This is a genomic window from Caulobacter sp. 602-2 (genome assembly GCF_011043625.1).
GTDB lineage: Bacteria > Pseudomonadota > Alphaproteobacteria > Caulobacterales > Caulobacteraceae > Caulobacter.
The window spans coordinates 25,622-49,732 of sequence record NZ_JAAKGT010000012.1 but is presented as its reverse complement, the minus strand read 5'-3'; the positions used below and the strand labels follow the sequence as shown (position 1 = coordinate 49,732).

General features: G+C 69.0%; 20 protein-coding genes and 1 pseudogene. 4 read left to right on the top strand and 17 right to left on the bottom strand.

Annotated features, from left to right (window positions below; translation table 11 throughout):
* Positions 1 to 10: 10 nt before the first annotated feature.
* The 6 genes from G5B46_RS20135 to sdhC all read right to left on the bottom strand — a co-directional run bounded on the left by G5B46_RS20135 (position 11) and on the right by sdhC (position 5,260).
* Positions 11 to 1,240: an FAD-dependent oxidoreductase gene (locus G5B46_RS20135; RefSeq protein WP_165261838.1), complete on the bottom strand. Its 1,230-nt coding sequence runs from the start codon at positions 1,238 to 1,240 to the stop codon at positions 11 to 13.
* Positions 1,241 to 1,314: 74 nt separating this feature from the next.
* Complete coding sequence (locus G5B46_RS20130; protein ID WP_165261836.1) at positions 1,315 to 1,752, bottom strand: hypothetical protein; 438 nt, start codon at positions 1,750 to 1,752, stop codon at positions 1,315 to 1,317.
* Between the two features lie 116 nt (positions 1,753 to 1,868).
* Positions 1,869 to 2,651 carry a succinate dehydrogenase iron-sulfur subunit gene (locus G5B46_RS20125; protein WP_101713980.1) on the bottom strand — a complete coding sequence of 261 codons (783 nt, stop codon included), beginning with the start codon at positions 2,649 to 2,651 and terminating at the stop codon, positions 1,869 to 1,871.
* A 10-nt stretch (positions 2,652 to 2,661) separates the two neighbouring features.
* The gene (gene sdhA / locus G5B46_RS20120) at positions 2,662 to 4,449 is read right to left on the bottom strand and encodes a succinate dehydrogenase flavoprotein subunit (RefSeq protein WP_165261834.1); all 1,788 of its coding nucleotides are present in this window, start codon (positions 4,447 to 4,449) and stop codon (positions 2,662 to 2,664) included.
* Positions 4,449 to 4,850 (bottom strand): succinate dehydrogenase, hydrophobic membrane anchor protein, encoded by a 402-nt coding sequence (gene sdhD / locus G5B46_RS20115; RefSeq protein ID WP_165261832.1) that lies wholly within the window; start codon positions 4,848 to 4,850, stop codon positions 4,449 to 4,451. Before sdhD ends, sdhA begins: the two co-directional genes overlap by 1 nt.
* Positions 4,851 to 4,852: 2 nt before the next feature.
* Entirely contained in the window at positions 4,853 to 5,260 is a 408-nt protein-coding gene (gene sdhC / locus G5B46_RS20110) for a succinate dehydrogenase, cytochrome b556 subunit (protein WP_165261830.1), read from the bottom strand.
* A gap of 180 nt (positions 5,261 to 5,440) precedes the next feature.
* Between sdhC and G5B46_RS20105 the strand changes: the two genes are divergently transcribed.
* Positions 5,441 to 6,874, top strand: coding sequence for an HWE histidine kinase domain-containing protein (locus G5B46_RS20105; RefSeq protein ID WP_165261828.1), 1,434 nt, complete (start codon positions 5,441 to 5,443; stop codon positions 6,872 to 6,874).
* A 36-nt stretch (positions 6,875 to 6,910) separates the two neighbouring features.
* Here the strand turns inward: G5B46_RS20105 and zapE are convergent, their stop codons facing one another.
* The 8 genes and pseudogenes from zapE to G5B46_RS24540 all read right to left on the bottom strand — a co-directional run.
* Positions 6,911 to 8,029, bottom strand: a complete 1,119-nt coding sequence (zapE, locus tag G5B46_RS20100) for a cell division protein ZapE (RefSeq protein ID WP_165261826.1) — start codon at positions 8,027 to 8,029, stop codon at positions 6,911 to 6,913.
* A 55-nt stretch (positions 8,030 to 8,084) separates the two neighbouring features.
* Positions 8,085 to 8,564 carry a hypothetical protein gene (locus G5B46_RS20095; RefSeq protein ID WP_165261824.1) on the bottom strand — a complete coding sequence of 160 codons (480 nt, stop codon included), beginning with the start codon at positions 8,562 to 8,564 and terminating at the stop codon, positions 8,085 to 8,087.
* Between the two features lie 106 nt (positions 8,565 to 8,670).
* Positions 8,671 to 9,192 (bottom strand): peptide deformylase, encoded by a 522-nt coding sequence (gene def / locus G5B46_RS20090; protein ID WP_165261822.1) that lies wholly within the window; start codon positions 9,190 to 9,192, stop codon positions 8,671 to 8,673.
* 8 nt (positions 9,193 to 9,200) lie between these two features.
* Entirely contained in the window at positions 9,201 to 10,499 is a 1,299-nt protein-coding gene (rmuC, locus tag G5B46_RS20085; protein WP_165261820.1) for a DNA recombination protein RmuC, read from the bottom strand.
* A 56-nt stretch (positions 10,500 to 10,555) separates the two neighbouring features.
* Positions 10,556 to 10,972 (bottom strand): DUF5990 family protein, encoded by a 417-nt coding sequence (locus G5B46_RS20080; protein ID WP_165261818.1) that lies wholly within the window; start codon positions 10,970 to 10,972, stop codon positions 10,556 to 10,558.
* A 211-nt stretch (positions 10,973 to 11,183) separates the two neighbouring features.
* Positions 11,184 to 13,538, bottom strand: a complete 2,355-nt coding sequence (locus G5B46_RS20075) for a glucan 1,4-alpha-glucosidase (RefSeq protein ID WP_165261816.1) — start codon at positions 13,536 to 13,538, stop codon at positions 11,184 to 11,186.
* An 8-nt stretch (positions 13,539 to 13,546) separates the two neighbouring features.
* Entirely contained in the window at positions 13,547 to 15,079 is a 1,533-nt protein-coding gene (locus tag G5B46_RS20070) for an MFS transporter (protein ID WP_165261814.1), read from the bottom strand.
* Positions 15,080 to 15,313: 234 nt separating this feature from the next.
* Positions 15,314 to 15,483: pseudogene (locus tag G5B46_RS24540) on the bottom strand (hypothetical protein); the annotation flags it as partial.
* A gap of 20 nt (positions 15,484 to 15,503) precedes the next feature.
* Between G5B46_RS24540 and G5B46_RS20065 the strand changes: the two are divergent.
* Entirely contained in the window at positions 15,504 to 15,968 is a 465-nt protein-coding gene (locus tag G5B46_RS20065; protein WP_165261812.1) for an Rrf2 family transcriptional regulator, read from the top strand.
* Positions 15,958 to 16,851 (top strand): NAD(P)/FAD-dependent oxidoreductase, encoded by an 894-nt coding sequence (locus G5B46_RS20060; protein WP_165261810.1) that lies wholly within the window; start codon positions 15,958 to 15,960, stop codon positions 16,849 to 16,851. Before G5B46_RS20065 ends, G5B46_RS20060 begins: the two co-directional genes overlap by 11 nt.
* Positions 16,852 to 16,992: 141 nt before the next feature.
* Here G5B46_RS20060 and G5B46_RS20055 read toward each other — a convergent pair whose 3' ends face one another.
* Positions 16,993 to 19,023, bottom strand: coding sequence for a glycoside hydrolase family 97 protein (locus tag G5B46_RS20055; protein ID WP_165261808.1), 2,031 nt, complete (start codon positions 19,021 to 19,023; stop codon positions 16,993 to 16,995).
* A gap of 137 nt (positions 19,024 to 19,160) precedes the next feature.
* Here G5B46_RS20055 and G5B46_RS20050 point away from each other — a divergent pair, with 137 nt between their 5' ends.
* Positions 19,161 to 20,174, top strand: coding sequence for a LacI family DNA-binding transcriptional regulator (locus G5B46_RS20050; protein ID WP_101718651.1), 1,014 nt, complete (start codon positions 19,161 to 19,163; stop codon positions 20,172 to 20,174).
* 188 nt (positions 20,175 to 20,362) lie between these two features.
* Here G5B46_RS20050 and G5B46_RS20045 read toward each other — a convergent pair whose 3' ends face one another.
* Entirely contained in the window at positions 20,363 to 21,991 is a 1,629-nt protein-coding gene (locus G5B46_RS20045) for an alpha-amylase family glycosyl hydrolase (RefSeq protein WP_165261806.1), read from the bottom strand.
* Positions 21,988 to 23,817 (bottom strand): alpha-amylase family glycosyl hydrolase, encoded by a 1,830-nt coding sequence (locus tag G5B46_RS20040; RefSeq protein ID WP_165261804.1) that lies wholly within the window; start codon positions 23,815 to 23,817, stop codon positions 21,988 to 21,990. Before G5B46_RS20040 ends, G5B46_RS20045 begins: the two co-directional genes overlap by 4 nt.
* Positions 23,818 to 24,111: the final 294 nt, after the last annotated feature.

The window sequence follows — 24,111 nt, the reverse complement described above, 5'->3', positions numbered from 1 at the left end:
CTGGGCGGCTTCAGGCCGCCACTTCCTTCATGGATATCGCCGGATCCGCGAGCTTTGTCTTAGACACGGGCGTCCGCTTGGCGATCAATTGTTTGCCGGCCATGAACTCGGGCGGCGCGTTGACGGCTTCCACGGCCTGGACGAGGTCGCCCTTGAGGTGGAAGACGGCGAACTTGGCGGCGGCCACGTCGCCGCGCACGATGGTGCTGTCGGCGTCGAACGGCAGGCCGGCGATCTGGAGCTTGAGGTCGTACTGGTCGGACCAGAACCACGGCACCTCCGGCGAGGGCCCGGCGCGGCCGACGATGGCGGCGGCGGCCTGCTTGGCCTGCTCCAGGGCGTTGGGCACGCTTTCGAGGCGGAACTGGCGCTCGTACAGCGGCAGCGGCCGGTGGGTGACATCGCCAATGGCGAAGACGCGCGGGTCGCTGGTGCGAGCCTCGAGATCCACGACGATGCCGCCCGTGCATTCCAGGCCCGCGTCCTGGGCCAGCTCGACATTGGGATGGGCGCCCACGCCCACCAGAGCCGCGTCGCAGGCCACGACCTGCCCGCCCTTCAGGCGCACCCCGGTGACATGGCCGCCCTCGCCTTCGAAGGCCTCGACATTGGCGTTGAGCTCGAACGCCACGCCACGGGCGCCGTGATAGTCCTGGAAGAAGGTCGACAGCGTGTCGCAGGCCACGCGGGCCAGGACCCGGCTCTCGCGCTCGATGATCGTGGCCTCCGCGCCCAGGGCGCGGGCCGAAGCCGCCGCCTCCAGGCCGACATAGCCGCCGCCGACCACGGCCAGGCGCTTGCCCTGCCCTAGCGCGGCCTTCAGCGCCTCGGCGTCGGCCGCCGTGCGCAGGGCCAGCACGCCGGCCAGATCCGCGCCCGGGATCGGCAGTTCGCGCGCGCGCGCGCCGGTGGCCAGGATCAGAAAATCGTAGGTGATCACCTCGCCCGAGGCGAGGGTCACGGTGCGGTCGCCGCGGTTGAGGCTGGTCGCCACGCCCTGCAGGCGCAGCGCGACATTGGCCTCGGCGTACCAGTCCTGCGGCTTGAGGGCCAAGCTGTCGGCGTCGGCCTCGCCCTTCAGCCAGGCCTTGGAGAGCGGCGGACGCTGGTAGGGCAGCAGCGGCTCCTCGCCGATCAGCACGATCGGGCCCTCGTGGCCGTACTGGCGCAGGAAGGCGGCGGCCGAACCGCCGGCATGGCCGGCGCCGACGATCACCACCTTGGCCTTCGGATCGCTCACGACCGCTTCACTCAACGCGTTTGTCTCCCGCACGGAACAAAATTGACGACCCCGTCATCTTTTGCAAGCCGACGCTAGCCGGGACGGGTCGCCCAGAACCAGCCATAGAACAGCACCCAGCCCGCCGTGAAGACGCCGAGGGTGATCTTCGGACCGGCCCGCCCGCGCATGATGGCGCCGATCAGCGAAAACGCCGCCGCCACGAGCAGAAAGCGCGGCAGGCGAACAGGCAGGGCGGCGGCGGCGAAAGCCGGCAGGCCGGCGCCCGCCTGCGGGGCCAGCGCCGCATAGACCTTGTAGGGCGTCGAGGTCAGCGGCCCCTTCAGGCTGGCCAGGATCCAGCCCTCGCGGGCCATGTCGGCGCGGGCCTTGTCGATCATGGCGTCGGAGACCGACGGCACGGCCGCCACCGCTTTGCGCGCCGCATCCGGCGCATTGGCGCTCCACAGCCACATCAAGGCCCCGCCGACCATCGCCCCCAGGGCCGCGGCCAGGCTGGCCATGGCCCCCATGCGAAAGCCTCGCCGCAGAGCGACGAGGCTTATGAGCACGTCCGGAACGACGAAGAACAGGAAGCCCTCGGCCGCGCCCCACAGGAATGCGGCGAGACCGAAGGCGCGAGGGGTCGTCAGACCACCCGCTCCACCAGCATCTTCTTGATCGAGGCGATGGCCTTGGCCGGGTTCAGACCCTTCGGGCAGACCTGGGCGCAGTTCATGATCGTGTGGCAGCGATAGAGCTTGAACGGGTCCTCGAGGTCGTCGAGGCGCTCGCCGGTGGCTTCATCGCGGCTGTCGATCAGCCAGCGGTAGGCGTGCAGCAGGGCCGCGGGGCCCAGGTACTTCTCGCCGTTCCACCAGTAGCTGGGGCACGAGGTCGAGCAGCAGGCGCACAGGATGCACTCGTAGAGACCGTCGAGCTTCTCGCGGTCTTCCGGGGCCTGGCGCCATTCCTTCTGCGGCTCGGGGGTCGTGGTGTGCAGCCACGGCTCGATCGAGGCGTACTGGGCGTAGAACAGCGTCAGGTCCGGGATCAGGTCCTTGACCACCGGCGCGTGCGGCAGCGGGCTAATCTGCACGGCCTTGCCGGGCACCTCGCCGTGGCCGTGCGTGCAGGCCAGGGTGTTGCGGCCGCCGATGTTCATCGCGCAGGAGCCGCAGACACCCTCGCGGCACGACCGGCGGAAGGCCAGGGTCGGGTCGATGGTGTTCTTGATGTAGAGCAGCGCGTCCAGGACCATGGGACCGCAGGCGTCGACGTCGACGTCATAGGTGTCCCACCGCGGGTTCATCCCGGTTTCGGGATCGTAGCGGTAGATCTTGAACGAGCGCACGTTCTTGGCGCCGGCCGGGGCCGGCCAGTGCTTGCCGCTCTGAACGCGGGAGTTCTTGGGAAGAGAGAGCTGGACCATCTGCGTTCCCTTAGTAAACCCGTTGCTTCGGCGGGATGTAATCGATGTCGGTCGACATCGTGTAGTTGTGCACCGGACGGAAATCGATGCTGACCTTGCCGGTCTCGTTGTCGAGCCAGGCCAGGGTGTGCTTCATCCACTCGGTGTCGTTACGCTCGGAGAAGTCCTCGCGGGCGTGGGCGCCGCGGCTTTCGGTGCGGTTGGCCGCGCCGTTCACCGTCACGACCGCCTGGCCGATGAGGTTGTCGAACTCCAGGGTCTCCATCAGGTCGGTGTTCCACACCAGACCGCGGTCGGAGACCTTGACGTCGCCCTTCTTGTCCCAGACGGCCTGCAGGCGGGCCACGCCGCTGTCCAGGCTCTCGCCGGTGCGGAACACGGCGGCGTCTTCCTGCATCGCCTTCTGCATTTCGAGGCGCAGTTCAGCGGTCGGGGTCGAGCCGTTGGCGTTGCGCATGCGGTCGAAGCGCTCGATGTGGGCTTCGGTCTGGCTGGCCTTCAGTTCCGGCTGCTTGGCGCCGGGGGTCAGGACCTCGGCGCAGCGCAGGCCGGCCGCGCGGCCGAACACCACGAGATCGATCAGCGAGTTGGAGCCCAGGCGGTTGGCGCCGTGCACCGACACGCAGGCGGCTTCGCCCACGGCCATCAGGCCCGGGATCACCTGGTCGGGGTTGTCGCCCGACTTGGTGACGACTTCACCGTGATAGTTCGTCGGGATGCCGCCCATGTTGTAGTGGACGGTCGGCAGCACCGGGATCGGCGCCTTGGTCACGTCGACGCCGGCGAACACCTTGGCGGTTTCCGAGATGCCCGGCAGGCGCTCGGCCAGGATCTTGGGATCCAGGTGGTCGAGGTGCAGGAAGATGTGGTCCTTGTTGGGACCGACGCCGCGACCTTCGCGGATCTCGATGGTCATCGCGCGGCTGACCATGTCGCGGGGCGCCAGGTCCTTAACCGACGGAGCGTAGCGCTCCATGAAGCGCTCGCCTTCCGAGTTGGTCAGGTAGCCGCCTTCGCCGCGGGCGCCTTCGGTGATCAGGCAGCCGGCGCCGTAGATGCCGGTGGGGTGGAACTGCACGAATTCCATGTCCTGCAGCGGCAGGCCGGCGCGCAGCGCCATGGCGTTGCCGTCGCCCGTGCAGGTGTGGGCCGAGGTGGCCGAGAAGTAGGCCCGGCCGTAGCCGCCGGTGGCCAGGATCACGGTCTGGGCCTGGAAGCGGTGCAGGGTGCCGTCGTCGAGCTTCCACGCGGTCACGCCGCGGCAGGCGCCGTCTTCCATGATCAGGTCGAGGGCGAAGTACTCGATGAAGAACTCGGTGTCGTGGGCCAGCGACTGGCCGTACATCGTGTGCAGCATGGCGTGACCGGTGCGGTCGGCCGCCGCGCAGGTGCGCTGGATCGGACCTTCGCCGAAGTTCTTGGTCATGCCGCCGAAGGCGCGCTGGTAGATCTTGCCCTCGGCCGTGCGCGAGAACGGCACGCCCCAGTGCTCGAGTTCATAGACCGCCGCCGGAGCGTTGCGGGTCAGGTACTCGATGGCGTCCTGGTCGCCCAGCCAGTCCGAACCCTTGACGGTGTCGAACATGTGCCAGCGCCAGTCGTCCTGGCCCATGTTGCCGAGGCTGGCCGAGATGCCGCCCTGGGCCGCCACGGTGTGGCTGCGGGTCGGGAACACCTTGGTGATGCAGGCGGTCTTGAGGCCGGCCTGGGCGGCGCCGAGCGCGGCGCGGAGGCCCGAGCCGCCGGCGCCCACGACGACGACGTCGAACTTGTGGTCGATGAACGTGTAGGCCGACATCAAAGGGCTCCGGTGAAGGCGATCTTCAGGATCGAGACGATCCCGGCGGCGCCCGCGAGCATGCAGACGAAGAGGTTGCCGATGACGAGGGCGGCCTTCGGGGCGAACGCCTCGACATAGTCCTCGATGACCACCTGGATGGCGTTCTTCAGATGCACCAGCAGGGCGATGAAGAGCAGCGACAGCAGGACGGCGTTGATCGGGATCGCCACCCAGGCGGCGACCGTGTCGAAGTCGGCGCCGGCCAGGCGGATGCCGGCGAAGGCGCCCCACAGGAACAGCGGGATCAGGGCCAGGCCCGAAACGCGCTCGGCGATGAAATGGCCCACGCCGTGGTGCGACGCGCCCAGGCCGCGCGCGCGCGACAGCGGGGTACGGAATTGGCTCTTGGAGGTGCTCATGGTCAGATCGCTCCGGTCGCGAAGGCGATGATCCAGGTGACGACGGCGGCGACGATCGCGAACGCGATCACGACCACGCCGGTCAGGTTGGCCGTCTTCGGATCGAAGCCCTTGCCCAGGTCCCAGAAGCTCTGACGGACGATGTAGGCGACGTTGTAGAAGACCGCGACGGTGATGCCGAACAGCACCAGCTTGCCCAGCAGCGAGCCCAGCACGCCGGTGTAGCAGGCGTAGTGCTCGGGGCCCGAGGCCAGGGCCAGTGCCCAACCGGCCAGGAGCAGGACGCCGACATAGAGGGCGAACAGGCTGGCGCGGTGCAGGATCGAGCACGCCATGGTGATGTGCCAGCGCCAGACCTGGAGGTGCGGCGACAGCGGACGCTCAGGGAGCCCCCGGCTCGTCTCGGTCATATTTACGTCCAACCTGTGGATTTGTGCGTTGCGGGACGCTTTTAAGCGCGAGCGCCGGGGTGTCAACGAAACGGCCGTTACTTGAGATACGTTCGCATTTCGCCCTTCGGGAGAAAGAAGGAACCTCTCAAGCCAAGCTTGCGTTATCGCTGGCTGCTTGTTGGGGATGATGTTCAGGCGATGACCGGACCGATCGATTTCGCGACGGTGTTCGATCGTCTGCCGACCCCGTACATGATGCTCGATCGCGGGCTGCGCTACGTGGCCGCCAACCAGGCCTATCTCGACACGGTCGGCCGCAGTTGGGTCGAACTCGACGGCGTCGCGTTGTTCGACGCCTTCCCCAGCCAGGGGGAGTCGCGCGAGCGGCTGGAGAGCTCGCTGCTGCGCGCCCGCGACCTGGGCAGGGTCGATCACCTGCCGCTGATCCCCTACGCCATCGAGCGCCCGGCCCACCTGGGCGGCGGGTTCGAGGACCGCATCTGGAGCGCCACCCACACCCCGATTCCCGGCCCAGACGGCAGGACCGCCTACATCGTCCAGCACACCCAGGACGTCACCGCCATCCAGCGCCTGAAGGAAGTGGCGTTCGGCAGGGGCGAGATGACCATGCTGCAGGACGACGTGCTGCTGCGGGCCGGGGCGGCCGGGGCCCAGAACGACGACCTGCGGCGCCTGTTCATGCAGGCCCCCAGCTTCATGGCCGTGCTGCGCGGCCCCGAGCACCGCTTCGACCTGGTCAACAACGCCTACGGCCAACTGATCGGCTGGCGCGACGTGGTCGGCCTGCCGCTGCGCGAGGCCCTGCCCGAGGTGGTGGAACAGGGCTTCGTGGCCCTGCTCGACAGGGTGACCGCCACCGCCGAGGCCTTCATCGGCCGCGAGATCAAGGTCGCGTTGCAGCGCACGCCAGACGGTCCGCTGGAAGACCGCTTTCTCGACTTCATCTACCAGCCGATCGTCGAGCCGGACGGCTCGGTCTCCGGCGTGCTGGTCGAGGGCTCGGACGTCACGGAAAAGGTGCTGGCCGGCGAGCAGCAGCGCCTGCTGCTCGACGAGCTGAACCATCGCGTCAAGAACACCCTGGCCACCGTGCAGGCCATCGCCCGCCAGACCCTGCGCGGCGTCGACAGGCCCGAGACCTTCGTGCGCGCCTTCGAGGCGCGGCTGCTGGCCCTGTCGCAGACCCACAACGCCCTGACCGACAGCCAGTGGGCGGGCGCCGGCCTGCGCCCGATCCTGGCCCAGGAACTGGCGCCGTACGATCCCGCGCGCATCGTCATGCACGGCCCGGACGTCAATCTGCCCGCGCGCGTCGCCCTGTCGCTGGGCATGGTGTTCCACGAACTGGCCACCAACGCCGCCAAGTACGGCGCGCTGAGCAGCGAGGCCGGCCGGCTGCTGCTGGACTGGCGGGTCGAGCCGTCCGACGCGCTGGTGTTCGAATGGCGCGAGGAAGGCGGCCCGCCCGTCGTCGCCCCCGCCCGCCGGGGCTTCGGCTCACGCCTGATCGAACGCAGCATCGGCGCCGAACTGCGCGGGCAGGTGGCGATCGACTACGCGCTGGAGGGACTGGCCTGCCGGTTCACGGTCTCGCTGGACCGGGCGTTCTAGATCCCTCCCTCTCCCTATGGGAGAGGTTTCAGATCTCTAGTCCCGCACCCGCCCCACATAGTCCGCCGAGCGCATCTCCTGCAGGCGCGACACCGTCCGCTCGAACTCGAAAGAGCCGTCGCCGGCCGGGTACAGCGCCTCGGGCTCGCCGGCGGCCAGGGCCACCAGCTTGGCGTCGGCCTCGTAGAGGGCGTCGATCAGGGTGTTGAAGCGCTTTGCCGCGTCGCGCTTTTCGGGAATGAGAAGCGGAATGTCTTCCAGGAAGATGGTGTGGAACCGCTCGGCCAGGGCCAGGTAGTCCTGCGGCCCCAGCGCCTGCTGGCACAGGCTGGCGAACGAGCTGCGCACCAGGCCGCCGGCCGCGCGCGGCAGGCGCAGCTTGCGGCCCATCACCTCCAGCGTCGCGCCGGTCTCTTCGGCGCCGTCCAGCATGTCGGCCCACAGCGTGTCGAACTCGGCCTCGGTGGTCTTGTCGACGGGCGACAGCCAGGTGCGGCCGGCCCGCAGGCGATCCAGGCGGAAGTCCACCGGCCCGCGCACGGCCACCACCTCCATCTTCTCCTTCAGCATGGCGATGAAGGGGGTGAAGAGCTGGCGGTTGAGGCCGTCCTTGTAGAGGTCGTCGGGCGGACGGTTGGACGTGGCCACCAGGGTCACGCCCTCGGCGAACAGCGCCTCGAACAGCCGGCCCAGGATCATGGCGTCGGCGATGTCGGTGACCTGCAGCTCGTCGAAGCAGAGAAGCCTCGCCTCGCCCGCGATCAGTTCGGCCGTCGGCGCGATCGGGTCGTCGCCCTTGTGGCGGCCAAAACGCGCCTTGCGCTCGGCGCCGTCGCCCTTGCGCCAGGCGTCGATGTGGGCGTGCACCTCGGCCATGAAGACGTGGAAGTGCACGCGGCGCTTGCGGTGCACCGGGGCGCTGTCGAAGAACAGGTCCATGACCATCGACTTGCCGCGCCCGACCGGCCCCCAGATGTAGAGCCCGCGCTGGCTCTTGGGCTTGCGGCCGAAGAACGAGAAGCTGGGCTCGCCGGCGTTGTCGAGATCGGATTCCAGGCGGGCCAAGGCGTCGATGGCGGCGGCCTGGGCGACATCGGGGCGGATCTCGCCGGCGGCGAGACGCTCACGATAGGCGGTGCGTACGGACTGGGGCATCGGGGATGCGGGTTAGCGCGTGGAGCCGCGCGGGGGAAGCGGAAGCTGACGCAACCTAGTCGCCGCCCTGCTCCTCCCGCAGGGTAATTCGGTAGTGGGGCAAACCGGCTTCGTGTTCGACCAGGGTGAAATCGGACCGGCGCCCGCACCCCTTGTTGGCGACATCGACCATCCCCTGGTTCGGAGCCTCGAGCGTGTAGGAGCGAGCGACGCGGCAGCCGTCCATCACGAAGGTGATGTTGGTGTCGCCCCTGACGTAATGGAGCGGCAGGCTGCGGAGCCAGACGTTGCACTTGGCCAGGTCGCCGACGCGCGACTGGGCGATGACCAGCTGGAACTGATGGGCGGCGGTCGAGAACCAGATCTCGCCGGCATCGTCGGGACTGATGATGCACATGATCTGATCGGCCGGCGTCGCCGCCAGGAACTCGCGGGCGTCGCGCCGGGGCTCGTCCACGAAGGTGCAGCCGGCCAGCGCTCCCGCGCCAACGACCAGCGCCAGGGCGTTCGACGCCCGCCACGAACTCTTCGCCATCGCACGCCCCCGCGTCCCCGCCCCACGACCATAGGCGACGGGGCGGGCAAAGAAAAAGCCCCGGCCTTTCGGACCGGGGCTGTTCTTGCGGCTGGACGCTGGCGGATCAGGCCGCGCGGCGGGCCTTCTTGGCCTTGGCCATGGCGCGATCGCGGCGCAGGCGCGACAGGTAGTCGATGAACAGCACGCCCTCCAGGTGGTCCATCTCGTGCTGGATGCAGACGGCGAACAGGCCCTCGGCCTCTTCTTCCACCTTCTCGCCCTGATAGTTCAGGTAGCGCACCTTGATCCGGGCCGGACGTTCGACGGCGTCGTAGTAGTCGGGCACCGACAGGCAGCCCTCCTCGTAGACGAACAGCTCTTCGGACGGGTCGAACAGCTCCGGATTGACGAAGAAGCGCGGCTCCGGCTCCTCGCCCTCGCGGGCCAGGTCCATGACGATGATGCGCACGGGCTCGCCGACCTGCACGGCGGCCAGGCCGATGCCGGGCGCCTCGTACATGGTCTCCAGCATGTCGTCCATGAGGACGCGCAGCTCGTCGGTGACGGCCTCGACGGGCTTGGATATCTGCTTCAGCGTCGCCAGGTCGGCGGCGTTGTCGATGGTGAGGATGCGACGGATGGCCATAACGGGACTCAGGTAGGCGTCCCGTTTCCGAGGGTCAAGGCGGGGTTTTGTCCCACCCCTTCATCAGCTTGCGAGATTTCCAGCTTGGTGACCGGCCGCACGGCGGTGTCGACCCCCGCCAGTTCCTCGATGCCCTTGCCGCCGTGCTCGACCTTCAGCTTCTCGAACTCGCGCGCCTTGGGCAGCACCCGGCTCTCCAGCGAGCCGACGAAGGCGTTGTACTTGTCGACGGCGGCCGACAGCGAACGGCCCATGCCGGCCACGTGGCCGCCCATGTCGGCGACCCGCTTGTAGAGCTCGCGGCCCAGGGCGGCGACCTCGACGGCGTTCTTGGCCTGCTCCTCGACGCGCCAGCCGTAGGACACGGCCTTGCAGAGGGCGAACAGGGTCGAGGGCGTGGCGATGATCACCCGCTTCTCCATCGCCTCGGTCATCAGTTCGGGCGCGCGCTCGAGGGCGGCGGCCAGGATGCCGTCGCCGGGCACGAACATCGCCACGAAGTCGGGCGAGACCTCCAGCGCGTCCCAGTAGGCCTTGGCCGAAAGTTGCTGGATATGCGTGCGCAGGGAGGCGGCGTGACGCAGGTAGGCGGCCTCGCGGGTGACGTCGTCGGCCGCGTCCTGGGCTTCCAGATAGGCGGTCAGCGAGCACTTGGCGTCGATGACGAAGGCGGCGTTGCGCGGCATGCGCACCACCACGTCGGGACGGATGCGGCCGCCGTCCAGCTGGACCTGCTCGGTGAAGTCGACGCCGTGCTTGAGACCCGCCATCTCCAGAACGTTGCGCAGCATCTGCTCGCCCCAGCGGCCCTGCACGCCGGCGCCGCGGCGCAGGGCGGCCGACAGCTTGCGGGCCTCGGTCTGGGTGGCGGTCGAGGCCTCCATCAGGGCGGCGATCTGGGCTTTCAGGCCGCCGGTCTCCTCGGCGCGCACCTTCTCGACGGCGGTGACCTGGGCCTCGAACTTGGCGAGGGTCTCGGCCACCGGCTTGAGCTGGGCCTCCAGGCGCGCGTGGGTCAGCTGGTCGCGGCTCTTGGCGTTCTCGTCGGCCCGCTTGATCAGCTGCTCGGCCACGGCATGAGCGCTCTTTTCGGCCTGGGCGCGGATCAGCTCGATCTGGGTCGCCGACTGGTCTTCCAGGTGGCGATGGCGCTCCAGCGCCTGCTCCAGCTGAGCGGAGAGCCGCCAGGCCTCCTGCTGGGCGGCGGCGGCCTTGCGCTGGGCCACGATCGCCCAGACCGCCGCGCCGGCGGCGGCGAGCAGGAACACCAGGGCGAGGATCAGGTAGGGGTCGACGGCGTCGTTCATGCTCCGTTCTTAGCCGGAGTCGACGACCGAAGAAAGGCGGGCGGCGCGCCGGACCTTCAGTCCGCGACGCGCCAGGCCAGGAGCGGAACCACCGTCGCGCAGGCCGGGCCGCCGTCCTTGGCGCGGCCGGGCAGCAGGACCTCGAGCACCGCGCCCTCCAGCGCCTTCGCCAGCAGGTCGGCCGGGATCGTGTGGATGTCGATCTTGGCCCTGCGGCTCCAGGTCGAGCCGTGATCGCCGGCCGAGGTTCCGATGGCGATGTAGACGAAGCGCCGGCTGGGTCCCTCGCTGCGCACGAACTCGCCCAGGAACCGCGGCCCCGGCGCGACGCGCAAGGATACGTCGAAGGCCAGGGAGGCGTCGCCCGCGACCACCGGCCCCACGGGGTGGTTCTTCTTGTCCTGCAGGCTGTAGGCCACGCCAGGAACCGGATCCTGGATGCGCAGCCTCAGCGTGATCGGCTGACCGGTCATGGCGTTCCTCCCGGGGTGGAAACCTAGCCGAGGCCGTGGCCTGGGCAAATGGTCCAAAGCCTGAGCCAGCTTCTCACCGAGCTTCCCCGCGCAGGCGGGGATCCAAGCCGAGACGGCAGACTATCAACCGCCGCGCCCCTTCCGGGAGGTCAGCTTGGGCCCCCGCCTTCGCGGGGGAAGACGGACCGAGTGGGAAGCCAGCAGATGCCCCCTACTTGGCGTACCTCGCCGCCACGGGCTCATAGCGGTCCCACACCTGGCCGTCGGCCAGCGAGCGCAGCAGTTTCAGGTACTCGGCGTGCGACCAGGCCAGCGGCGTAGCCGAATCCGTGCCCTCGCCGGTGACATACGGATGACGGGTCTTGGCGCCGACGCCGTCCCACACCTGTTCGGGGATCAGCAGGCCGTCATTGGCGAACAGCTCGATGCCCTTGACGTAGCGGGCGCGGATGGCGGCGATCTGGGCCTTGCTCGGCTTGCCCTTCTCGGCGGCCAGGGCCAGCTCGTAATGGCCGCGTTCGCCGGTGAAGATCGGCCACACCCGGCCGCGCTGGCCGGGCGACATCTCCCCGCCCTCGCCATAGTTGCCGCCGGTCTTGGCGTCCTCGCCATAGCCGTCGACGTCGTAGCGCCGCCAGCCGGGGAACTCGCCCTTCACACCGGGGAAGCTGAAATCGTAGCGCACGCGGTACATGTCCTCGCGGGCCGTGTCGTCCAGTTCGGGCAGGCTGCCGACGATGTGGCTGTCGTCGGCCCGGCGCACGCCGTAGCGCACCAGTTCCAGGAAGCCGCCGTCGACCACCTCGTCCTCGGGCGGGGCGATCTGGCCGTTGGCCGCGCCGATCGGGGCCTTGTCGTTGGGGTCCTCGTTCTTGTTCAGGCGCATGAAGTAGCTGCCGTCGCCGAACTTGCCGCTGGTGGTGAACATCCGCGCCTCGACCTTGGCCGAATAGGCGTCGGCGGTTTCGCGGTAGCGGTCGCCCGACTTGGCGTCGCGGGCCAGGTCGGCGATCTCGCCGGCGGTGACCAGGCCCGCGATCACCGCGGCCGTGGTCGAGGGCGAGTGGCCGTCCTGCTCCTCCCAGCGTTCCTGCTGGGTGTAGGGCGGAACGATCGTGGCCTTGTTCCAGCCGATGCCGACCTTGCCGCCGTCGACCAGGAAGTCGGCGGCCGGCTTGATCATGCGGGCGTAGTAGGCCTTCAGGTCGGGCTCGGAGAGCCAGCCCAGCTTCCACAGCTTCCAGCCCAGCATGATCGGCATGGCCGTCTGGTCCAGTTGGACGCCGACCCACTCGGGCGTGCCGTCCACCTCGGTCTTCTGCAGGAACCAGCCGCCGGCGCCCTTGTTGCCCGGGGTCTTCTCGCCGACCTGCACGGTGGGCAGGTAGTGGAAGGCCGCCAGCGGCGTCTGCTTGTCGCCCAGGGCCGCAAGCGCCATGGCGCACTGGTAGAAGTCGCGCGGCCAGACGGCCTTATAGCCGGTCGAGGGCTTGCCTGCGTCCACCGTGTCGCCCCAGGGGTTGGACAGCGAGGCGATCAGGGCCCCGGCATAGGTGCGGTCTTCCTGCACCTTCAGCATCAGGGCGCTGGCATAGGCCAGCTTGCCGCCGTCGGCGCTTTCCTTGGCCACGCGCGGCAGTTCGGTCAGCGACGCGATGTAGTCGCTCCAGCCCACATGGGCGCCCTCGCCGTTGTAGCGGGCCAGCACCTCGTCATAGCCCGTCTTCAGGCTGGCCATGGCCGTCTGGGCCGAGGCGCCCGGATCGGCGCCGAAGCCGATGGCGAAGTCGTAGGTGGCCACGCCCGAGGCCTGGGTCGGCAGCTGGGCGGCCAGCACGATCGCGCCCTTGGCTTCGGAGTCGCCGGCCAGCACGCCGTCCTCGCCGAGGATCTTCAACGCGTCATCGCCTTCCAGCTTGGCGGCGGCGGCCTTGGCGAAGGGGCGGTCGCCGCGCAGGGTCAGATAGACCTTGCCCTCGCCCGCCGTCAGCGCCTGGGCGCCGGCCGAGCCGACGTCGCCTCCGCCGGTGTTGGCCATGTGCGGCTCCAGCACCAGGAACGGCGTCACCGAGCCCTTCAGCGCCTTGATCGTCACCCGCAGGAACAGGGCGTGGCGATCGGGATCGGTGAAGATCCGCTTCTCGATGACGAAGCGGCCGGCCTTGTCGGTGGTGGTGATCTTGTAGGCCGGCGACAGCGGACGGCCCTTTTTATCCGTATACAGATATTCAGTCCTGGCGGTCGTGTCGCGCCCCTCGACGGCGAGCCCGTCGGCGGTCTTCACGGCGATCCGCATCTGCTTGATCTGGGCCTCGTGGATCAGGCCGTACATGGTTTCGGTCAGCACGCCGTCGGCGACCGAGAACCACACCTTCGACACCGCGCCGGTCGGGCCGCCGTCCTTGTAGGCGCCGTCGACATAGGCCTCGTACGAGGCGCCGACGGCGGTCTTGGCCGAATAGGCCCAGGTGGTCGTCGGCTTGGCGGCGGGCTCGGCGGCCTGGGCCAGCGACGTGGTTGCAGTCAGGGCCGAGGCGGCCAGGATCAGGGTCTTGAGGGTACGCATGAGGGGCCTCACGAAGCAGACTTGGCCAGCCGCTTGGGCTCGCCCGGGTCGTTGACGGCGAAGACGGAAACCGCGGCGATCAGGAACGAGGCCGCGCCCAGCACGAGCGCATAGATCGCCTGGCCGCCGAAGAAGGTCTTGAGCAGCAGGCCCAGCACCGTGGCGGCCAGCAGCTGCGGGATGACGATGAAGAAATTGAAGATGCCCATGTAGACGCCCATCTTCCGCCCCGGCACCGAGCCCGACAGGATCGAATAGGGCGACGACAGGATCGAGCTCCAGGCGAAGCCGACGCCGACCATGCCGATCACCAGCAGCTTCGGATCGCGGACCGCCAGGAATGAGAGCAGGCCAAGCCCGCCCAGCACCAGGCACAGGGCGTGGGCGACGCGGCGGCTGAAAAGGCGCGCGATCACCGGGATCAGCAGGGCCGCCAGGGCCGCCACGCCGTTGTAGACGCCGAACAGCACCCCCACCCAGTCGGCCCCGGCGTTGTAGGCGGCCGAGGTGGCGTCCGACGCGCCGTAGTGGAAGGCCGCCACGGCGGGGGTGGTGTAGATCCACATGGCGAACAGGCCAAACCACGAGAAGAACTGCACCACCGCCAGCTGCTTCATCGTGGCGGGCATGGCGAAGAGGTCCTCGACCACCTCGGAAAAGCCGTTTGCCGTACGCCCCGCCCGCTTCAGCTGGCCGGCGGCCAGTTGCGCCAGGCCAAAGCCGCCGATCAGGGCGGCCAGTACGTAGAGCTCCTTCTCCAGCTTGGCGGCATAGACGCCCGCCGCGACCGCCAGGCCGGCGACCGTCCAGATCGCGCCGCCGGTCAGGTAGGCGGAAACCGCGCGCCCCGGACCCGCCTCGGCCGAGACGGCCTCGCCCTTGGCGGCGGCTTGCGCGGCCTCGAAGGCCGCCATCTGCTCGGGCGAGTACTCGCGGGTGGAGAAGACGGTCCACAGCACCGAGGCCAGCAGCGCCGCCCCGCCGACATAGAAGGCGATGCGCACCGACGGCGGGATCTGGCCGGCCGGGGCGGTGTTGGCCACGTCCAGCCAGTTGGTCAGGATCCAAGGCAGGCACGAGGCCAGCACGGCGCCGATGCCGATGAAGAAGCTCTGCATCGCGTAGCCGGTCGCGCGCTGCTCGTCGGGCAGGTTGTCGCCGACGAAGGCCCGGAACGGCTCCATGGTGATGTTGATCGAGGCGTCCATGATCCACAGCGCCGAGGCCGCGATCCACAGCGTGGGCGAGTTGGGCATCAGGATCAGGGCGGCCGTGGTCAGGATCGCGCCCCAGAAGAAGTAGGGCCGCCGGCGGCCCAGCCGGCCCCAGGTCTTGTCGGACAGGTGGCCGATGATCGGCTGCACCAGGAGGCCCGTGGCCGGGGCGGCGATCCACAGGATGGCCAGGTGGTCGATCTCGACGCCGAGGGTCTGGAAGATGCGGCTGGTGTTGGCGTTCTGCAGGCCAAAGCCGATCTGGATCCCGAAGAACCCGAAGCACATGTTCCAGATCTGGAAGAGGCTCAGCCTGGCCTTGGTCATCGCTTCCCCGCCTTGACGCCGCCGGTTTCCCCGGCCGTTTGCGCAAATATTTGCAATGCGCTTTTCGACGCGCATTTGCGCATGGGGCGGGGAGTGATGCAATGAGGAAGTGGGGTTTTGTCTGCTCTTGTGGGCCGAAATGACGCCCAAACGAGCCCGCCACTTGGCACCCGCGCGGTCTCCCCGAGATGACGACCACCCTTATCTGGCAACAATTCTCATAAATTTGCATCACCCTCCCGTCATTCCCGCCCTTGTGGCGGGAAACCCTGGTTCCGCTGAAACGTGAGACGCCAGCGGATCGCCAGCGATCCGCCCACCCGCCCTTGCGGCTGACAGAGGGCTTCCCGCCACAAGGGCGGGAATGACGGGATGAGGTGAGCGCCCCTTGCGCCTCGCCCCATCACGTAACATATATAATTACATGAAACGGAACAGCCGCCTCTCCGTCGCCCTGCACGTGCTGCTGCACATGGCCGAGCAGGCCGACAAGGCCCTGACCTCGGAAGTCCTGGCCTCGTGGGCCGCGACCAATCCGGTGGTCATCCGCCGCACCTTCGCAGGGCTTCGCGACGCCGGCATCGTCGGCTCGACCAAGGGCCACGGCGGCGGCTGGACCCTGCTGAAACCGCTCGACGCCGTCACCCTGGCCGACATCCAGGCGGCGCTGGACGAGCCGCTGCTGGCGCTGGGCAAGGCCGAGGAAAGCCCCGGCTGCCTGGTCGAGCAGGCGGTCAACGCCGCCCTCGACGACGCGGTGGCCCAGGCCCGCCGCCTGCTGGACGAGCGCCTTTCCAAGATCACCCTGGCGGACCTGGCCGCCCAGATCGGCCCGCGCCGCGTCGTACTGGCGGCGGCGGGCTGCAAGGACCCTCATCATGAATCATGACGTCATCGTCGTCGGCGGCAGCTTCGCCGGCCTGTCCGCCGCCATGCAGCTGGCCCGCGCCCGCCGCGACGTGCTGGTGGTCGACGCGGGCCTGCCGCGCAACCGCTTCGCCGACGCCTCGCACGGCTTCCTCGGCCAGGACGGCAAGGCGCCGTTCGACATCCTGCGCGAGGCCCGCCGGCAGCTGGCGGCCTATCCCACCGTGTCGTTCGTCGAGGGCGAGGCCCGCGACGCAAGCCAAGAGGGCGAAGGCTTCGCCATGGCCCTGGGCGACGGCCGCACCCTGCGGAGCAAACGCCTGGTGCTGGCCACCGGCGTCGCCGACCAGTTGCCCGACATTCCGGGCCTGAAGCCCCGCTGGGGCGCCAGCGTGCTGCACTGCCCCTACTGCCACGGCTACGAGGCGCGCGACCGACGGCTGGGCGTGCTGGCCAGCGGCGCGATGGACCTGCACAAGGCCCAGATGATCCCCGACTGGGGCCCCACCACCCTGTTCAGCCAAGGCCTGGCGATCGACGCTGAGACCCGCGAGAAACTGGCCGCGCGCGGCGTGGCGATCGAGGAGGTTCCGGTGGTCGAACTGCTGGGCGACGAGCCGAAGCTTTGCGGCGCTCGCCTGGCCGACGGCCGCATCGTCGCCATCGAGGCGATCTTCGCCTCGCCCACCGTGCGCATGGCCAGCCCGCTGGCCGAGCAACTCGGCTGCGCGCTGGAGGACGGCCCGCTGGGGCCGCTGATCAGCGTCGACGACTGGAAGGCGACCAGCGTGCCGGGCGTGTTCGCCGCCGGCGACGCAGCGCGGGCCAACCACAACGCCACCCTGGCCTCGGCCGACGGCGTGCTGGCGGGGGTGGGCGCGCACCGGTCGCTGGTGTTCGGGTAGGGCGCCCTCCCCTTATCTTGTCATCCCGGCCGGAGGGCCGCGCGCGGCCCGCAGAGCCGGGATCTCCCACGCTGGACGGATCATCCGCGGGAGATCCCCGGCGCTCCGCTTCGCTACGGCCGGGATGACAATTGAAGAGCTCTACCGCTTCAGCGCCACGAAGCGGATCGCCTGGCCGCCGCCGGGGGCCAGTTTCAAGGTCAGCGTATCGGCCGCCGTCACCTCGCGGGACTCGATGACGATGTCCTGCGGGGCGGTCTTCCAGTCGGCCTTGTCGCCGTCGCGATAGATCTCGGCGCGGTACTTGCGGCCCGGATCCAGGAACGACAGCGGCGCGGAGAGCACCCGGCCCTGCTCGTCGCTGATCGCGCCCAGGTACCAGTCGTCGCTCTTGCGGTCCTTGCGGGCGATGGTGACGAAGTCGCCGATTTCGCCATTGATCACCTTGGTGTCGGCCCAGTCGACCGGCACGTCCTCGATGAACTTGAAGGGCGCAGGATTGGCCTCGTAGTTCTCGAGCAGGTCGGCGGCCATCTGGATCGGGCTGTAGATCACGACATACAGCGCCAGCTGCTTGGCCCAGGTGGTGGCCACGCCGTCGGGGGCCTTGGTCTTCATGCCGAAGATACCCGGCGTGTAGTCCATCGGCCCGGCGAGCAGGCGGGTGAAGACCAGGTTGGCCTCGTGCTCGGGCGGATTGCCCGGCTGGCCCCAGGCGCTGAACTCCATACCCCGCGCGCCCTCACGGCTGATCCAGTTGGGATAGGTGCGGCGCAGGCCGGTGTCCTTGATCGGCTCGTGGGCGTTGATGGCGATCTGCCGCTTGGCGGCCGCCTCCAGCACCCGCAGGTGATGCTCGGCCATGGCCTGGCTTTCGTGCCAGGCAAAGTGGGTCTTGCCGTCCGCCCCCAGCACCTGGGCGCCGCCGGCGTCGGCGACATAGCCGGTCTTCACCGCCGGCACGCCGACCGACTTGTAGAGGTCGAAGGCCGCATCCATCTGGCGCTCGTAGACGACAGTGTTGCCGGCGGTCTCGTGGTGGCCGATCAGCACCACGCCCTTCTTGCGGGCGTAGTCGGTGAGCTTCGCAAGATCGAAGTCCGGATAGGATTCAGTGAAGCTGAACTCCGAGCCGTCGGCGAACCAGGCGCCGTCCCAGCCCCTGTTCCAGCCCTCGACCAACACCCCGCCCAGGCCGTGCTTGGCGGCGAAGTCGATGTGGCGCATGACGTTGTCGTTGGTCGCGCCGTGCTTGGGGCCCGAGCCCCAGGTCTTGTGGTCGAGGTGCATCTCCCACCAGACGCCGACATACTTCATCGGCTTGATCCACGAGACGTCGCCCAGCTTGTTGGGATCGTTGAGATTGAGGATCAGGCTGGAGGTCACGAGGCCGCCGGCGCTGTCGGCGATCTGCAGGGTGCGCCAGGGCGTGGGGAACGGCAGCGTGCGCTCGACCTTGGCCTCGCCGATCCCCGGCGTCAGGCTGGCCTTGAAGCGACGATCCTGGGCGCGGGCCAGGTTCATGCCGGCGTAGTCCACCAGCGAGGCCTCGTGGAGCGACACGTGCAGGCCGTCCTTGGTGCGCAGGGTCATCGGCGTCTGGGCGACGCTGACCTCTTCGACCGGCGTGGTGTTGTAGAGATATTCCTCGCGGTTCCACTCATAGGCCGGGATCCACCAGGCCGTGGCCTCGTCGACCAGGGAGAACTCGGTCAGCTCCTCGCCGATGCGGGCGGTCTTCAGATTGGCCTGCTCGGGGAACTCGTAGCGGAAGCCCAGGCCGTCGTCATAGAGCCGGAACACCACGTCGAGCCTGCGGTGCAGCGGGGTCTTCTCGACCAAGGTCACGCGCAGCTCGTTGAAGCGGTTGCGCACGCTCTTGCGCTCGCCCCAGGGCAGGTCCCAGGTCTCGTCGACGCTGCGGGTCTGCTGGTCGGTCACCTCGAAATTGCGCTGCAGCTTGGGGGCGTCGACCAGGATGAAGCCCAGCTTGGACGGGGCGATCACCGGCCGGCCCAGACGGCTGACCGCATAGGTCGGCTGGCCGTCGTTGTCGGTGGTCACCGTCACGCTCAGCACCTTGTCGGGCGAGGTCGCGACGGCCGTGACCGCCGCCAGCGCGGGCGAGGCCGCCAGGGCCAGGGCGGCCGCGGCGAGAAGGCGCAGGATCATGCTTCTACTCCGGAAAACCTCGCCTCGCCGCACTTGCCAAGCACGGCGGGCGATGCGTTAAACAGGTCAGTGAAAAAGTTTGCGGCAAGTTTTGCATCAGCAATCCTTGGCGCTAGGGACGACAGGGGCGGGATACGGTGAGCAAGGGGGCGACGCGTCTGGAAGACCTGGCCAGGATGGCCGGCGTCTCGATCTCCACCGCCTCGCGGGCGCTGAACGACAGCCCCGCTGTCAACCAGCGCACCAAGCAGCTGATCTGGAAGCTGGCGCGCGAGATGGACTATCCGTTCCGCCGCTACATGCCCGCCGGCCCGATCGGCGCCGAGGGCACGATCGCCATCGTCGTGCCGCGTCCGCAGCACCGCGAGGGGCGCCTGTCGGATCCGTTCTTCCTCGAACTGTTCGCCGGCGTCGGCGAGGCCGCCCGCGAGCGCGGCTGCGACATCCTGGTCAGTCACGTGGCCCCGGGCAGCTTCGAGGACCTGTCGGCGGCCATGACCACCAGCCGCGCCGACGGGGTGATCTTCCTGGGCCAGTCCTGGCTGCACACCGCCTTCAACCGCCTGGCCGAGACGGAAGCCCGCTTCGTGGTCTGGGGCGCGCAACTGCCCGACCAGGCCTATTGCTCGGTAGGTTCCGACAACCCGCTGGGCGCCAAGCGCGCGACGCTGCACCTTGCCCGTCTCGGGAGAAAGCGCATCGTCTTCCTGGGCGACACCGAGGCGCCCGAAGCCATGCAGCGCCACCGCGGCTATCTCGACGCGGTCGAACAGTTCGGCCTGGGCGTGGATCCCGACCTGATCGTGCCGGCCCACTTCGAGGTCGAGTCGGCCGAGGCCAGCATCGACTCTCTCATTCAGCGCGGCGTGAAGTTCGACGGCGTCGTCGCCGCCTCCGACCTGATCGCGCTGGGCGCCATCCGCGCGCTGCAGCATGCGGGCCTGTCGGTGCCCGGCGACGTCTCGGTGATCGGCTACGACGACGTGCCCTTCGCACGCTACTCGCGCCCGGCCCTGTCGACCATCTCGCAGGACACCGCCAAGGCTGGCCGGCTGATGGTGTCGAAACTGCTGGACGCGAGCGGCCAGGGCGCCAGCCGCAGCGAGCGGGTGCCGACGGATCTGATCATCCGCGAGAGCTGCGGGGGGTGAAGAGCCCTTCGCCCTTCCCCCACCTCTCAACCCGTCATTCCCGCCCTTGTGGCGGGAAACCCTGGCTCCGCTCGCAAAGGCGGTGCAAGCGGATCGCTTGCGATCCGCCCCACTCACACCTGCGGCTGACAAAGGGATTCCCGCCACAAGGGCGGGAATGACGGGCGGATAGGTGGCAGGGTGAGAGATCACCCCCGCTTCGCCAGCAGGCCGCCCAGCGGCGGCACGGCGCCCGGCGCGCCGAGATTGACGCTGTCGACCACGGTCCAGCCCTGCGGCAGGTCCCAGGCCACGGCCTCGAAGCCGAGGTTGAAGACGCACAGCATCGCCGCCTCGCCCTCGCCGCGCTCGAAAACCAGCAGCGGGGTGTTGGTGTCGACAAGGTGCATGCCGCCGGTCTTCAGCGCCGGCCATTGCGCGCGCAGGCCGATCAGGCGGCGGGCGACGTGCAGGGTCGAGGCCGCGTCGGCCTCCTGCGCATCGACCGACAGCGGCAGGTGGGCCGGATCGACCGGCAGCCACGGCTCCACCGTCGAGAAGCCGGCGTTGGCCGCCGCGGCCGTCCACGGCATCGGCGTGCGGGCGCCGTCGCGGCCCAGGGTCTGGGGCCAGTTGGCGATGGCTTCGGGATCCACGAGCCGCTCGAACGGCACGTGGGCCTGGGGCAGGCCCAGCTCCTCGCCCTGGTAGACGAAGACGTTGCCGCGCAGCGTCATCAGCAGAAGCAGGCCCATCTCGGCGAAGGCCTTGCGGTCGCGGCCCCGGGCCCAGCGCGACACCGCCCGCGGCGCGTCGTGGTTGGAGAAGGTCCAGGAGGGCCAGCCCTCGCCCGGCGCGCCCGGCCAGTCGGCCGCGCCGCCGCGCACCAGCTCCTCGCGCAGCTCGTCGGCATAGAGGTAGAGGAAGCTGTAGGCGCTGTTGAGGTGATCCTCGCCGGCCGTGAACCGCTTCATCTCCTCGTCGGCCCTGTCACCGCCGATCTCGGCCACCGAGAACCGGCCCTCGTACTGGTCGGTCAGGGCCCGCAGGCGGGACAGGAACTTCGGGATGTCCGGGTGGCCCTGGTTGTGGACCTTGTCCTGGAAATCGAACGGCCGGGTGCGCTTGCCGCCCGGCGGCAGGGGCGGATTGTCCTTCAGCGACGGGTCGTGCATCGAGAAGTTGATGGCGTCGAAGCGGAAGCCGTCGACCCCGCGCTCCAGCCAGAAGCGGGTGACGTCGAGCAGCGCTTCTTGGACCTTGGGATTGTGCAGGTTCAGCTGCGGCTGCGAGGCCAGGAAGTTGTGCATGTAGTACTGGCCGCGCCGGGCGTCCCAGGTCCAGGCCGGGCCGCCGAACACCGACTGCCAGTTGCTGGGCGGCGAGCCGTCGGGCTTGGCGTCGGCCCAGACGTACCAGTCCGCATACGGATTATCCCGGCTTTCCCGGCTCTGGGCGAACCAAGCGTGCTCGTCGCTGGTGTGCGAGAACACCAGATCGATGATGATCTTCACGTCCAGACGATGGGCCTTGTCGATCAGGGCGTCGAAGTCGGCCAGGGTTCCGAAGATCGGGTCGACGTCGCGATAGTCCGAAACGTCGTAGCCGAAGTCCTTCATCGGCGAGGCGAAGAACGGCGACAGCCAGATCGCCTGCACGCCCAGCGAAGCGATGTGCTCAAGGCGCGCGGTGATCCCCGGCAGGTCGCCCACGCCGTCGTCGTTGGAGTCGGCGTAGCTGCGCGGATAGACCTGATAGATCACCGCGCCGCGCCACCACTCGGCGCCGGCTGCGGAAACGGGATGCGCGGCGGGCTTGGTCAAGCTTTCGGTCGTCACTGGTGCGCGCCCTCCGAGACGCAGATCTTGTAGTCGAGCGGCGCGAGCGTCACGCGATAGCTGCCGGGCGCGGCGGCGGCCGGGGCGCAGGCCCCGACCACCGAGCGCCAGGCGGCCGAGGTCGTCTCGACCTCGACGTGGGCGTCCACCGGCGCCGCGCCGGTGTTGAACAGGACCAGGGCTTCGCGGCCCTGGAAGAGGCGGGAGACGGCCAGCAGGCCGGGCTTGTCGCCGGCGGCGCGGACCGCCTGGCGGCCGGACCGCAGGGCGGGCTCGGCGGCGCGGGCCTTGGCCATGCCGGAAAGGGCGCGATAGAGCGGGGCGGAAGGGTCATAGCGGTCGGCCGAGCCGCCCTTGCCGCCGATCAGCCGGTTGTCGTTGTAGACGGCCACCTGGCTGGCGAACATGTCCTCGCGGGCGTCCTTGTCGTCGCCGTCGCCGGTGAAGCCCTGCTCGTCGCCGTAATACAGCGTGGGGGCGCCGCGCAGGAACATCAGCATGGCGTGGGCCAGCGTCGCGCGCTGGACGAGCTCGGCGTCGGAGGCGTCGGGATTGTCCTTCAGCAGCCGGCGGCCGAAGCGGCCCATGTCGTGGTTGCCCAGGAAGGTGGGGATCTGCGGGCCGGCCGCCTCGCCGCCGCGATAGAGCGCGTCGGCGGCATAGACCTTGGCCAGCGCGTCGGTGCCGGCCTTGCCGGAGACGACCTCGGCGGCGGCCTTCTGGAAGGCGAAGTCCAGCGGGGCCGGAAAGCCGTCGACCACGGTCGAGCGGGCCAGGGCCACCGGATCGGGATCGGCGACCTCGGCGAAGATGTGGAAGTTGGGGATGCCGCGCCTGGCCGCGCGCTCGCGCATGGCCGGCACGAAGGCCTGCCAGAACTGCGGATTGACGTGGCGGGCGGTGTCGACGCGGAAGCCGTCGATCCCGAACTCGTCGATCCACTGGCCATAGACGTCGATGAAGCCGGCCACCACGCGCGGGTGCTCGGTGTAGAGATCGTCCAGCCCGGCGAAGTCGCCGTAGAGCGAGCTCTCGCCGACGAAATCGCTCTCGCCGCGGTTATGATAATAGATCGGGTCGTTCAGCCAGTCGGGCTTCTTGACCCGGGCCTCGGCCGCCGGAACGTACGGGGTGTAGGCGAAGTCCGGCCGCGTCAGCCTGGCGAAGTTTTCCACCGAACCGTCGGCGTCGCCCGCGAAACCGGCGTTGATCGCCGCCCCCGAGACGCCGCCGCGACGGCTGACCGGATAGTCGGCCTTGCTGCGGTACTCGCAGCGACGGCCCTCGCATTCCTTCAGCTTGATGACGTCGGCGGTGTGGTTGATGACGATGTCGAGATAGACCTTCATCCCCCGCGCATGGGCGGCGTCGACCAGGGCCTTGAAGTCCGCCTTGGTTCCCAGGTGCGGGTCGACGTCGGTGAAGTCGGTGATCCAGTAGCCGTGATAGGCGGCGCTTTCCTGGCCCTTGGGACCCTGCACCGGCTTGTTGACGAAGATCGGCGCCAGCCAGATCGCGGTCGCGCCCAAGCCCTGCACATAGTCGAGCTTGCCGGCCAGGCCCTTGAAGTCGCCGCCGTGGAAGAAGCCCTTGTCGGCAGGGTCGTAGCCGGTGGCCAGGCGGTCGCCTTTCAGGCCGCCGCGATCATTGCCCGGATCGCCGTTGGCGAAGCGGTCGGCCAGCACGAAATAGATCACCTCGTCCTGCGCAGGCCGGTCGCGGAAGGCTTCGGAAGCCGGCGCGGCGAGGGCCGGGGCGGAGGCCAGGGTCATGCCGGCGCAGCCGAGCGCGGCCGCCAGCCGCCCCCACCGATTGCGGGTGTCCATCCCCTGCCCCTCCATCCCTAGCGTCGCGATCCTGAACGATGCGTCGCCCAGGTCAATTTTGCATAGATTTGCAAAGCCGTTTGCAGACTGTCAATCCATTCGCCTCGCGATCAGCCCGCCACGCCCTGTCGCACTGTGGCGAAATAGCCGCAAAAACCCTTTGAAACATGGATATCTCGCACCCTGACGTCGCGGAACATGACAATCCGTCCATTTTTCAGTTGCAAAAGTCTCGATGCGTTTGCAGTAATTTGCGCAACACGGCGCGGGAGAACCGCGCGGACCAACTTGCGG

Excerpts from the sequence above, each read along its gene's own strand:
- G5B46_RS20125 (WP_101713980.1), bottom strand. The coding sequence starts at position 2,651 with ATGGTCCAGCTCTCTCTTCCCAAGAACTCCCGCGTTCAGAGCGGCAAG.
- G5B46_RS20070 (WP_165261814.1), bottom strand. The coding sequence starts at position 15,079 with ATGACCAAGGCCAGGCTGAGCCTCTTCCAGATCTGGAACATGTGCTTC.
- def (WP_165261822.1), bottom strand. The coding sequence starts at position 9,192 with ATGGCCATCCGTCGCATCCTCACCATCGACAACGCCGCCGACCTGGCG.
- rmuC (WP_165261820.1), bottom strand. The coding sequence starts at position 10,499 with ATGAACGACGCCGTCGACCCCTACCTGATCCTCGCCCTGGTGTTCCTG.
- sdhD (WP_165261832.1), bottom strand. The coding sequence starts at position 4,850 with ATGAGCACCTCCAAGAGCCAATTCCGTACCCCGCTGTCGCGCGCGCGC.
- sdhC (WP_165261830.1), bottom strand. The coding sequence starts at position 5,260 with ATGACCGAGACGAGCCGGGGGCTCCCTGAGCGTCCGCTGTCGCCGCAC.
- G5B46_RS20065 (WP_165261812.1), top strand. The coding sequence starts at position 15,504 with ATGAAACGGAACAGCCGCCTCTCCGTCGCCCTGCACGTGCTGCTGCAC.
- zapE (WP_165261826.1), bottom strand. The coding sequence starts at position 8,029 with ATGCCCCAGTCCGTACGCACCGCCTATCGTGAGCGTCTCGCCGCCGGC.
- G5B46_RS20095 (WP_165261824.1), bottom strand. The coding sequence starts at position 8,564 with ATGGCGAAGAGTTCGTGGCGGGCGTCGAACGCCCTGGCGCTGGTCGTT.
- G5B46_RS20105 (WP_165261828.1), top strand. The coding sequence starts at position 5,441 with ATGACCGGACCGATCGATTTCGCGACGGTGTTCGATCGTCTGCCGACC.
- G5B46_RS20130 (WP_165261836.1), bottom strand. The coding sequence starts at position 1,752 with ATGGGGGCCATGGCCAGCCTGGCCGCGGCCCTGGGGGCGATGGTCGGC.
- G5B46_RS20075 (WP_165261816.1), bottom strand. The coding sequence starts at position 13,538 with ATGCGTACCCTCAAGACCCTGATCCTGGCCGCCTCGGCCCTGACTGCA.
- G5B46_RS20040 (WP_165261804.1), bottom strand. The coding sequence starts at position 23,817 with ATGGACACCCGCAATCGGTGGGGGCGGCTGGCGGCCGCGCTCGGCTGC.
- G5B46_RS20060 (WP_165261810.1), top strand. The coding sequence starts at position 15,958 with ATGAATCATGACGTCATCGTCGTCGGCGGCAGCTTCGCCGGCCTGTCC.
- G5B46_RS20080 (WP_165261818.1), bottom strand. The coding sequence starts at position 10,972 with ATGACCGGTCAGCCGATCACGCTGAGGCTGCGCATCCAGGATCCGGTT.
- sdhA (WP_165261834.1), bottom strand. The coding sequence starts at position 4,449 with ATGTCGGCCTACACGTTCATCGACCACAAGTTCGACGTCGTCGTCGTG.
- G5B46_RS20055 (WP_165261808.1), bottom strand. The coding sequence starts at position 19,023 with ATGATCCTGCGCCTTCTCGCCGCGGCCGCCCTGGCCCTGGCGGCCTCG.